This window comes from Micromonospora andamanensis (assembly GCF_016863495.1).
GTDB lineage: Bacteria > Actinomycetota > Actinomycetes > Mycobacteriales > Micromonosporaceae > Micromonospora > Micromonospora andamanensis.
Genome location: NZ_BOOZ01000035.1, coordinates 81,919 through 92,242, shown reverse-complemented (window position 1 = coordinate 92,242; position 10,324 = coordinate 81,919). Strand labels below are relative to the sequence as shown.

Sequence of the window (10,324 nt, the reverse complement as noted above, 5' to 3'; positions counted from 1 at the left end):
CACTGTCCGCAGCACTGGTGGAGGTATTTATACCGTTATGCCATAACTAGTAACTTTTGTGCTCGTTCAGTCGATGGCGGGTCTCGACATGTCGAGCACGCCCGTCAGCCGAACTGGACGGGGGAACTCGGTGAATTCTGTACCGCGAGGAATCGCGCTCGCATCCACGGTGATGCTTGTCGCCAGTATGGCGACCGTGGGACTCGGGATGCCTGTGCGGGCGGCGCCGGGTGACGGGAGCGCACGAGGCGTCGGCGGTCCCTCGGTGGCAGCGGTGCCCACCACCGAGACGCTCACGCCGGAGGAGGGCCCGCAGTCGGGTGGTCAGGTGGTGACCATCACCGGTACAGGTTTCATCGTGGGTGGCACGACTGTCACTTTCGAGGGCGTACCGGCGACCGACGTCACCGTCGACCCGGCGGGCACATCGTTGACGGCTGTCACTCCGCCCGGTGCGGTCGGCCCGGCAGCGGTCGTGGTCGGTAACGTGGATGGCACGGCACCGCCACTGGGCTACACGTATCTCGCCGATGGCAGTGCCGCTGTGGTGACCGGCCTCGCACCGCCTTCTGGGCCTACCGTCGGTGGTACGACAGTGACGATCACCGGGACCGGTTTCGCCGGGGTGTTGGCAGTGGACTTCAACGGCCTGCCCAGCACCGACTTCACTGTCGACCCGGCCGGCACCACGATCACGGTGGTGTCCCCGCCGAACCCGGCCGGCCCGGCCCTGGTCGAGCTGATCTTCCCGGCCGGCAGGGTGACCGCGCCGGACTTCACGTACGTCGCGCCGACGATCACCTCCATCGTGCCGAACACGGGCACGACCGCTGGGGGTACGACGGTGACGATCACCGGGACCGGCTTCGTCGGAACGACGGGGGTGACCTTCAACGACGTACCGGGCACCAATGTCGTCGTCGATCCGGGCGGCACCTCGCTTACCGTGGTCACACCGCCGGCTCCGGTCGGCCAGGTCGACGTGCTGGTGCTCCTGCCGGGCGCGAACGCTGAGGCACCACGCGGATTCACGTACGTCGCGGCTGCTCCGACCGTCACGGCGATCACGCCGGACGACGGACCGCAGTCGGGTGGCCAGGCGGTGACGATCACCGGTACGGGCTTTGTTCCGGGTGGCACGACCGTCACTTTCGACGGCGTGCCGGCCACCGGCGTCACGGTCAGCCCGACGGGCACGTCGCTGACGGCTGTCACTCCGGCCGGTGCGATCGGCCCGGCCGTCGTGGTGGTGGCCGTCAACGGCGGCTCGTCCGCGCCGCTTGAATACGCGTACCTGGCCGATGGCAGTGCCGCCGTGGTGACCGGACTGACGCCGACGACCGGGCCGGGTTCGGGCGGTACCCGGGTCACCATCACCGGCACCGGTTTCGCCGGTGCGACCGGGGTGACCTTCGGCGGACTACCTGGCACCGGATTCACCGTGAACCCGGCCGGCACCACGATCACAGTGGTGACGCCGCCGAACACCGTCGGGGTGGCCGAGGTGCGACTGGTGTTTCCCGCCGGCACCGCCGCCGCGCCAGCGTTCAGCTACCAGACCGCCCCGCCGGTCATTGATGCGCTGTTCCCGGGTCACGGCGCGACCCGTGGCGGTACGACAGTCACGGTCAGCGGTTCCGGTTTTGTTCCGGGCGGCACCGTGGTCACCATCTGTGGCCGGACCATCCAGGCCAGTGAGGTCACCGTGACGGCGGACGGTAGTTCGTTGACCTTCCGTACGCCTGCCTGCGCGGCTGGCAGCACCACAGTCGTCGTGAGCACCGCCGGTGGTGACTCCGGCGGGCTCACCTTCCGTTACGTGTCGCGGAAACTGCCGGTGACAGGTGACGCCGTTGCCACGTCGTTGACCGCCGGCGCGATGCTTGTCGTGGCCGGCAGCTTCCTGGTCTTGCTGACCTGGCGCCGCCAGCGCACCGACTGACCTGATCGGTCGGGCCGAGTTTCGGCCTGATGAGCCGTATACCTGTGCGGTCGTGGGCCGCACAGGTATACGGCTCAGGACGTCTCGCCCCGCACGATGGCTACCGCCACCCGGCAGAATTCGTCCATGTCGGGCTGGAATCCGGCCGCGATGTCGGGGTGCAGCCCGTTGCGGGTCTCGTCGAGCAGTCGCTGGCAGACCTGCTCCACCGGCTCGCCGGCATAGCTGTCGCGGACCCGGTCCGCGGCCGCCTGAAGGGCAGAGGTCAGCTGCTCCTCCAGCGGCCCGCGCAGCTTCTCCTGCACCGGGTCGCGGGGGTCCAGCGTGACATGTGGCTCCGACATCGGCGCTCCCTTCGTCGGCGGCTGCGGTACCCCACCGCTGCCGTCGGTCAAACCCCGTCCGGTACGGCGGCGACGCGCACCTGGTACGAGAAGTCCTCGGCCGGCTGTTCCAGGTAGGACAGCCGGCGGATCTGCTTGTCGTCGTCGTAGAGAGCGACGTCGACAAGCACGCCGAGGTGGGCCAGGCCGATGCTGGAAACCCGCTTCTTGTCCTGAAGCACCGCACAGACGCCGCCGAGCAGGGTGCTGGCGTCGGAGGTGCGGTGCCCGGGCGGGCAGCGCAGGGTCAGGTCGATCTCGATCGGGCCGGACAGTGGCGTCCAGCCGGTTTGTTGCGCGGCCGCGCAGGCGGCCTGCAACAGGGCGCGTACCCTCGTCGCCTGCCGGTGCCCGGCGGCGAAGATGGAAAGCGCTTCGGTCTTGACCGGTGGCAGGCCGCTCACCTCGAACGTCAGGGTGAGAGCGCGGGTGTCCTGCACCACGGCGGCACCTCCTCGTTGGGGACGATCCTGCCCAACCGGTAAGCCGGTGAGGGGCTGTTCCCGCGAGAACCAACCGATCGGGCGGGTCGGGGTCGGCCGGTGGCGTATCGACGGCGACGGCGTACGCGCTGGCGGCGGAGCGTGTTAAACGCTAGTCCACCCGACGGCCACCCGGTAGCACCGGCCGGTCAGTCCCGTGGTGGGAAGGCGCAGAACTCGTTGCCCTCCGGGTCAGCCAGGACCCACCAGGACACCGCGTCGTCCGGCTCCCGCAGCAGGGTGGCGCCGGCCCTGATCAGCGCGGTCGGTGCCGGCTCGGTCAGGTCGACGTCCCAGTGCATCCGGTTCTTCACGCTCTTCCGCTCCGGCACGGGGTCGAAGACCCAGTGGTCCCAGGGGAACCCGGCCGCACCGGTGATCGAGGCGTGGCCCTCGTCGCTGACCTCGACCTCGCCGCCGACGACGCCGGCCCACCAGGTGGCCTGGGCGCTCGGCTCGGCGGAGTCCACCACCAGTTCGAACGGCCCCGGACGGGAGTTCTCGCCGGGGGCGAACGCGCAGAACTGGTTGCCGTCGGGGTCGGCCAGCACCCACCAGCTGATCTCCGAGTCCGGCTCGCGGACCAGCCGCGCGCCGGCTTCCAGCAACGCCGCCGGGCTCGCCTGGGCCAACCGCAGGTCCAGGTGTACGCGAGTCTTGACGGTACGCCGTTCGGGAACCTGGTTGACCCAGATCGAGTCCGCGCTGGCACCGCCGGACGGGTCGACCCGGGTGTCGCCGTCACCGGTGTCGACAAGTTCCGCGTCGAGAATCCGGGCCCAGAACGCGCCAAGCGCGTGCGCGTCGGCGGCGTCGAGGCAGAGGTCCTTGAAGCGTGCGATCATCCGCCGATCATGCCGGCCGGCACCGACATCCGCCTCCGGACTCGGCCGTGGTGAGCGCACTCCGTGCAACGCCTGGCCCGCGACGACCTCTTCAGACCCTGTCGAGCTGAGCCGTCTGCGCTATCGCCGAAGGACCTCGCGGGTTCGCGATCCGTTGGCGCTCTCAGCTCGACAGGACCGCCTACCCCCAGGTACCGGCGCGCCCTGAGCCTGGACCGCCCGGCGCCTGCGCCAGCCCGTCACAGGGCAGGCCCGCTGGAGCGCCGGCCCGTCGATCGCCGAGTGCTCGGTCCGGTGCCCGCCTGAGTGACGTGAGCCACACGGCTCGGTGTTTAGCGCGTCTCGGCCCGGGCAGGTTTCGCGGCTCCCCAGGTCGGGCAGTGTTCCAGCCACGAAACGCAGGGGTGCGAAGCCGCAGGTCAAACGCCCTGGCCGTCTCGCCGTGCGCCGGGGCACGGAGACCTCCCCGGCTGTTGGCCGAGAACGAGGGGAGGGTCATGAGCGAGCGGAGTGATCCGGTCGGCGGTCGGCGCCGACCCCGCGTACGGATGGCGGCGACGGCAGCGGCGCTGACGTTTGTGACGCCGATGGCGGCGTGCGCCTCGGGCGGAGACGGCGGAGTGCCCACGATCAACCTGTACTACCCGCCGGAGCAGAACCTCCAGCAGGTGGTGGACAGGTGCAACACCGAGGCCGACGGGCGGTACCGGATCGTCAACCGGGTGCTGCCCCGGGAGGCCGATGAGCAGCGGGTGCAGATGGTGCGCCGGCTCGCGGCCGAGGACAGCGGCATGGACGTGCTCGGTCTCGACGTGACCTGGACCCAGGAGTTCGCCAGCGCGGACTGGATCCTGGAATGGACCGGGCAGGACCGGGCCGAGGCGGAGCAGGGCACTCTCGAAGGCCCGCTGGAGACCGCCAAGTACCAGGACAAGCTCTACGCGGCGCCGAAGCACACGAACGTGCAGCTGCTGTGGTACCGCAAGGACCTGGTGCCCGAACCGCCGGCCACCTGGGACGAGATGATCTCGACGGCGCAGCGGCTGCGGGATCAGGGCCAGCCGCATCAGGTGCTCACCATGGGGGCCCAGTACGAGGGGCTCGTGGTGCTCTACAACACCCTCGTGGCCAGCGCGGGCGGCAACATCCTCAACGACGACGGCACCGAGGCCGTGGTGGACGACGGCGCCGTGCGGGCGCTGGAGGTGCTGCGCGACTTCGCCACCTCGGGGGTGACCTCACCGTCGTTCAGCAACGCCACCGAGGACCCGGTGCGGCTGGAGTTCCAGAACGGCAACGGTGCGTTCCAGGTGAACTGGCCGTTCGTCTATCCGGCGATGCAGGAAGCCAACCCGGAGCTGGCGGAGCAGGTCGCCTGGGCCCGGGTGCCGGGTGTTGAGGACGGCACTCCGAGCCGGGTCACCATCGGCGGCATCAACCTGGCGGTCAGCCGGTACTCGGAGCACCCGGCGGAGTCTTTCGAGGCGGCCAGGTGCCTGCGCAACGCGGAGAACCAGAAGTTCTCCGCGATCAACGACGGGGTGCCGCCGACCATCGAGAGCGTCTACGCCGACCCGGAGATGGATGAGGCGTACCCGATGAAGGAGACCATCCTCGAACAGCTGCGGGACTCGGCGGTGCGACCGCTGACCCCGGCGTACCAGAGCATCTCCACAGTGACCTCGGCGATCCTGTCGCCGCCAGCGGCGATCGACCCGCAGGCGACCGCCGACGAACTGCGCGAGGCCGTGGCCGCCGCGCTGGAGTCGAGGGGAGTTCTCCCGTGAGTGTCAACGCAACCCCGGCCGGCGCGGACGTGGCCGCCGACGGCACCGACACCGGCGGTGGCCGGCGCGCGGCGGTGCCCACGCAGCGGGACAACGGGCGCGGCAAGGTGCCGCTCAGTGAGAATAAGCGGGCCGAGCGGCGGCTGGGCTGGCTGCTGTGCGCCCCGGCGGCATTCGTCATGCTGGCGGTGACCGCCTACCCGATCCTGTACTCGGTGTGGCTGTCCTTGCAGCGCTACGACCTGCGTTTTCCCGCCGAGCGGGAGTTCATCGGGTTGCAGAACTACGTCACCGTGCTGACGAACGAGTTCTGGTGGACGGCGTTCGGGGTGACCATGCTGATCACGGTGGTCACCGTGGCCGTGGAGCTGGTGCTCGGCATGGGCCTCGCCCTGATCATGCACCGCACGCTCGTCGGGCGGGGGATCGTCCGGACCTCGGCGCTGATCCCGTACGGCATCGTCACGGTGGTGGCCGCCTTCTCCTGGCGGTACGCGTGGACGCCCGGCACCGGATACCTGGCCAACCTGTTCTCCGACGGGGCGCCGTTGACCGAGCGGGCCAGCTCGCTGGCGATCATCATGCTGGCGGAGATCTGGAAGACCACGCCGTTCATGGCGCTGCTGCTGATGGCGGGTCTGGCGCTGGTGCCGGAGGATCTCCTCAAGGCCGCCTCCACCGACGGCGCGACGGCCTGGCAGCGGTTCACCAAGGTGATGCTGCCGGTGATGAAGCCGGCGATCCTGGTGGCGCTGCTGTTCCGCACCCTTGACGCGTTCCGGGTCTTCGACAACATCTACGTGCTGACGTCGGGGGCCAACGAGACCTCGTCGGTGTCGATGATCGCCTACAACAACCTGATCCGGGGTCTGAACCTCGGCATCGGCTCGACGATGTCGGTGCTGATCTTCATCACCGTGGCGATCATCGCGTTCATCTTCGTGAAGCTGTTCGGTACCGCTGCCCCCGGCAGCGACGACGGGGAGAGGCGCTGACATGGCTGACACCACCACCCGGGCCAAGGTGCGCTGGGGCCTGCTGGACGTCGCCGTGGTCGTCTTCGCGCTGACCCCGGTGCTGTGGATCATGTCGCTGTCGTTCAAGACGCCGGCGACGCTCACCGACGGGAAGTTCATCCCCCGAGAGTGGACGCTTGAGAACTACCGGACGATCTTCGCCACCGACCAGTTCGTCCGCGCGCTGATCAACTCGATAGGCATCGCGTTGATCGCCACCGCCATCGCCGTGGTGCTCGGCGCCATGGCCGCGTACGCGATCTCGCGGTTGGACTTCCCCGGCAAGCGGGTGCTGATCGGCGTCTCCCTGCTGATCGCGATGTTCCCGCAGGTGTCGCTGGTCTCGCCGTTGTTCGAGATCGAGCGGCAACTGGGTCTCTTCGACACCTGGCCGGGTCTGATCCTGCCGTACATCACCTTCGCGCTGCCGTTGGCGATCTACACGCTGTCGGCGTTCTTCAAGCAGATCCCGTGGGATCTGGAGAAGGCCGCGAAGATGGACGGCGCCACCCAGGGGCAGGCGTTCCGGCGGGTCATCGCACCGCTCGCCGCACCGGGGCTGTTCACCACGGCCATCCTGGTCTTCATCTTCTGCTGGAACGACTTCCTGTTCGCCATCTCGCTGACCTCCACCGAGCGCTCGCGCACGGTGCCGGTGGCGTTGTCGTTCTTCACCGGCGCCTCGCAGTTCGAGGATCCGACAGGCGCGATCTGCGCCGCCGCCGTGGTGATCACGGTACCGATCATCCTGTTCGTTCTCTTCTTCCAGCGCCGCATCGTCTCCGGCCTGACCTCCGGCGCCGTCAAGGGATAGGTGGTAACTCGTGGCTGAGATCGTGCTCGACAAGGTGAGCAAGAAGTTCCCGGACGGCACCACCGCGGTGCGGGACGTCGACCTGGAGATCGCCGACGGCGAGTTCGTCATCCTGGTCGGCCCCTCCGGCTGCGGCAAGTCCACCACCCTCAACATGATCGCCGGGCTGGAGGACATCAGCTCCGGTGAGCTGCGCATCGGCGGTCAGCGGGTCAACGACAAGGCCCCCCGGGACCGGGACATCGCCATGGTGTTCCAGTCGTACGCGCTCTACCCGAACATGACAGTCCGGGAGAACATGGCGTTCCCGCTGCGGCTGGCGAAGCTGGACAAGGAGACGATCACGCAGAAGGTGGAGGAGGCGGCGAAGGTCCTGGAGCTGACGCCGCTGCTGGACCGCAAGCCGGCAAACCTCTCCGGCGGGCAGCGGCAGCGGGTGGCGATGGGCCGGGCGATCGTCCGGCAGCCCAAGGCGTTCCTGATGGACGAGCCGTTGTCCAACCTGGACGCCAAGCTGCGGGTGCAGATGCGGACCGTGGTGTCCCGGTTGCAGAAGCAGCTCGGCACCACCACCGTCTACGTCACCCACGACCAGACCGAGGCGATGACCCTCGGCGACCGTGTGGTGATCATGCGGGGTGGCGCGGTGCAGCAGGTCGGCCCGCCGCAGGAGCTGTACGACCACCCGAACAACCTCTTCGTGGCCGGGTTCATCGGATCGCCGTCGATGAACTTCCTGACCGCCACGGTCGAGGACGGCACGCTGCGTACCGCCCTGGGCGACGTGCCGATCGGCGACCGGATCCGCCGCGAGTTGGAGGGCGCCGACGCCCCTCGGGACCTGATCCTCGGCATCCGTCCGGAACACTTCGAGGACGCCGAGCTTGTCGACGAGGAGTCCCGGCGCCGGGGCATGGAGTTCACCGCGCCTGTGGACATCGTCGAGTCGATGGGCTCGGACAAGTACGTCTACCTCAGCGTCGAGGGTGAGCGGGCCACCTCCGCCGAGCTTGAGGAACTGGCCGCCGACGCGGGAGCTGCCGACTTCAGCGGTGCCGGGTCGAACCTGGTCACCCGGCTGTCGGCGGAGTCGACGGTCACCGAGGGGGAGGACCGGCGGGTCTGGTTCAACCTGGAGAAGATCCACCTGTTCGACCCGTCGGACGGCCGTAACCTGACCCTGCACGAGGGCCGCGCCGCCGGGGCCCTCGCCGACTGACAGGTCCCACCGGGTGCATCTGGCGGCATGACAGCGACTGATGCACCCGGCGGGACGGCCGGAGTCAGTGAGAGTGCCGCGGCACCTCGCTGCCGCTGCCACCGACGAGGAAGTCCAGGTCCGCGCCGGTGTCGGCCTGCTGCACGTGCTCGCTATAGAGCCGTACCCAGCCTCGCTCGGCCGCCACCGGCGGTGGCTGCCAGGCGGCGCGGCGGGCGGCCAGTTCCGCCTCGTCGACAAGCAGGTCCAGGCGACGCCCCGGGACGTCGAGCCGGACCAGATCGCCGGTGCGGACCAGCGCGAGGGGGCCGCCCACCGACGCCTCCGGCGCCGCGTGCAGGACACAGGTGCCGTACCCGGTACCGCTCATCCGGGCGTCGGAGACCCGCACCATGTCCGTGATGCCGGCGGCGAGCAGCCGTCGCGGCATGGGCACGTTGCCCACCTCGGGGAAGCCGGGGTAGCCGCGTGGTCCGGCGTTGCGCACCACGATCACCGTGTCGGGCGTGACGTCGAGATCCGGGTCGTCGGCGGCGACGGCGTACTCCTCGATCCGGTCGAACACCAGCGCCGGCCCGGTGTGCGTGAGCAGGTGCGCCGAGGCGGCGGAAACCTTGAGCACCGCCCCGGACGGCGCGAGTGAGCCACGCAGCACGACGGTGCCCGATCCGGCGGGTTGGAAGGGCTCGGCCAGGGTGCCGATGACCTGCCGGTTCCAGCACTGGACCCCGCTGATGTTGTCGGCCACGCTCTTTCCGCTGACCGTGATCTGATCCAGGTGCAGCAGCGGGGCGATCTCCGTCATCACCGCCGGCACGCCGCCCGCGTAGGCGAAGTCCTCCATCAGGTACGTCCCGGACGGCATCAGGTTGACAAGCATGGGCACGTCGGCGGTGAGGGTGTCGAAGTCCTCAAGCGTCAGGGGGACACCTACACGTCCGGCGATCGCGAGCAGGTGCACGACGGCGTTCGTGGAGCCACCGATCGCGGCGTTGACCCGGATGGCGTTCTCGAACGCGTGGCGGGTGAGCACCGTGGACACCCGCTGGTCCTGCTCGACCATGGCGACGATCCGGCGTCCGGCGGCGTGCGCGAGGGCGTACCGGCGCGAGTCGACGGCCGGGACCGCGGCGGCACCGGGCAGTTGCACGCCCAACGCCTCGGTCACGCAGGCCATCGTGGAGGCGGTCCCCATGGTCATGCAGTGACCCCGGCTGCGGGACATGCAGACTTCGGCCTCCGCGCAGTCGGCCACGGTCATCCGGCCGGCCCGCAGTTCCTCGGTGAAGCGCCAGACGGCGGTGCCCGAGCCGATGTCCTGGCCACGGAACTTGCCGTTGAGCATCGGGCCGCCGGTGATCAGCAGGGTCGGCAGGTCGACGCTCGCCGCACCCATCAGCAGGCCGGGGGTGGTCTTGTCACAGCCGGAGAGCAGGACCACCCCGTCCAGTGGGTTGGCCCGGATCAGTTCCTCCGCCTCCATCGCCAGCAGGTTGCGGTAGAGCATGGTGGTGGGCCGCATGAGCGGTTCGCCGAGGCTCATCGCGGGGAACTCCAGCGGTAGGCCGCCGCTCTCCCACACACCCCGCTTCACCGACTCGGCCAGCTCCCTGAGGTGGGCGTTGCACGGCGTCAACTCCGACCAGGTGGTGGCGATGCCGATCACCGGTCGGCCGTCGAAGACATCGTCGGCGAACCCCTGGTTACGCATCCAGGACCGATGGATGAACCCGTTGCGGCCGTCCGCACCGAACCACTGTGCGCTGCGCAGCTGTCGATTCGTCATCGACATCGGCACACCTTCCTGTCGACTGTCGGGCCGCGCGGCGAGCGCGG

General features: G+C 69.3%; 9 protein-coding genes. 5 read left to right on the top strand and 4 right to left on the bottom strand.

All coding sequences use genetic code 11. From position 1 onward, the window contains the following. Positions 1–274 precede the first annotated feature (274 nt). Entirely contained in the window at positions 275–1,942 is a 1,668-nt protein-coding gene (locus Van01_RS24425) for an IPT/TIG domain-containing protein (RefSeq protein WP_204012082.1), read from the top strand. 74 nt (positions 1,943–2,016) lie between these two features. On the opposite strand, the gene Van01_RS24420 is transcribed toward Van01_RS24425, so the two are convergent. The 3 genes from Van01_RS24420 to Van01_RS24410 all read right to left on the bottom strand — a co-directional run bounded on the left by Van01_RS24420 (position 2,017) and on the right by Van01_RS24410 (position 3,652). Then, the gene (locus tag Van01_RS24420) at positions 2,017–2,286 is read right to left on the bottom strand and encodes a hypothetical protein (RefSeq protein ID WP_204012069.1); all 270 of its coding nucleotides are present in this window, start codon (positions 2,284–2,286) and stop codon (positions 2,017–2,019) included. A 47-nt stretch (positions 2,287–2,333) separates the two neighbouring features. Further along, positions 2,334–2,765 (bottom strand): RusA family crossover junction endodeoxyribonuclease, encoded by a 432-nt coding sequence (locus Van01_RS24415; protein ID WP_099851101.1) that lies wholly within the window; start codon positions 2,763–2,765, stop codon positions 2,334–2,336. Positions 2,766–2,956: 191 nt separating this feature from the next. Continuing rightward, complete coding sequence (locus Van01_RS24410; RefSeq protein WP_204012066.1) at positions 2,957–3,652, bottom strand: VOC family protein; 696 nt, start codon at positions 3,650–3,652, stop codon at positions 2,957–2,959. A 497-nt stretch (positions 3,653–4,149) separates the two neighbouring features. On the opposite strand from Van01_RS24410, the gene Van01_RS24405 reads away from it, so the two are divergent. Genes Van01_RS24405 through Van01_RS24390 form a run of 4 tightly spaced genes read left to right on the top strand, consistent with a single transcriptional unit; the run spans position 4,150 to position 8,488 of the window. Continuing rightward, positions 4,150–5,439, top strand: coding sequence for an ABC transporter substrate-binding protein (locus Van01_RS24405; RefSeq protein ID WP_204012063.1), 1,290 nt, complete (start codon positions 4,150–4,152; stop codon positions 5,437–5,439). Continuing rightward, entirely contained in the window at positions 5,436–6,434 is a 999-nt protein-coding gene (locus Van01_RS24400; RefSeq protein ID WP_275410388.1) for a carbohydrate ABC transporter permease, read from the top strand. Before Van01_RS24405 ends, Van01_RS24400 begins: the two co-directional genes overlap by 4 nt. A gap of 1 nt (position 6,435) precedes the next feature. Continuing rightward, the gene (locus Van01_RS24395) at positions 6,436–7,269 is read left to right on the top strand and encodes a carbohydrate ABC transporter permease (protein ID WP_204012060.1); all 834 of its coding nucleotides are present in this window, start codon (positions 6,436–6,438) and stop codon (positions 7,267–7,269) included. Between the two features lie 10 nt (positions 7,270–7,279). Beyond that, positions 7,280–8,488 (top strand): ABC transporter ATP-binding protein, encoded by a 1,209-nt coding sequence (locus Van01_RS24390; RefSeq protein ID WP_204012057.1) that lies wholly within the window; start codon positions 7,280–7,282, stop codon positions 8,486–8,488. A gap of 64 nt (positions 8,489–8,552) precedes the next feature. Here the strand turns inward: Van01_RS24390 and Van01_RS24385 are convergent, their stop codons facing one another. Further along, positions 8,553–10,280: an IlvD/Edd family dehydratase gene (locus Van01_RS24385; protein WP_204012054.1), complete on the bottom strand. Its 1,728-nt coding sequence runs from the start codon at positions 10,278–10,280 to the stop codon at positions 8,553–8,555. Positions 10,281–10,324 lie beyond the last annotated feature (44 nt).

What these genes read in the sequence shown, in the direction of transcription:
- Van01_RS24395 (WP_204012060.1), top strand. Translation starts at nt 6,436, where the DNA reads ATGGCTGACACCACCACCCGGGCCAAGGTGCGCTGGGGCCTGCTGGAC.
- Van01_RS24420 (WP_204012069.1), bottom strand. Translation starts at nt 2,286, where the DNA reads ATGTCGGAGCCACATGTCACGCTGGACCCCCGCGACCCGGTGCAGGAG.
- Van01_RS24385 (WP_204012054.1), bottom strand. Translation starts at nt 10,280, where the DNA reads ATGTCGATGACGAATCGACAGCTGCGCAGCGCACAGTGGTTCGGTGCG.
- Van01_RS24405 (WP_204012063.1), top strand. Translation starts at nt 4,150, where the DNA reads ATGAGCGAGCGGAGTGATCCGGTCGGCGGTCGGCGCCGACCCCGCGTA.
- Van01_RS24410 (WP_204012066.1), bottom strand. Translation starts at nt 3,652, where the DNA reads ATGATCGCACGCTTCAAGGACCTCTGCCTCGACGCCGCCGACGCGCAC.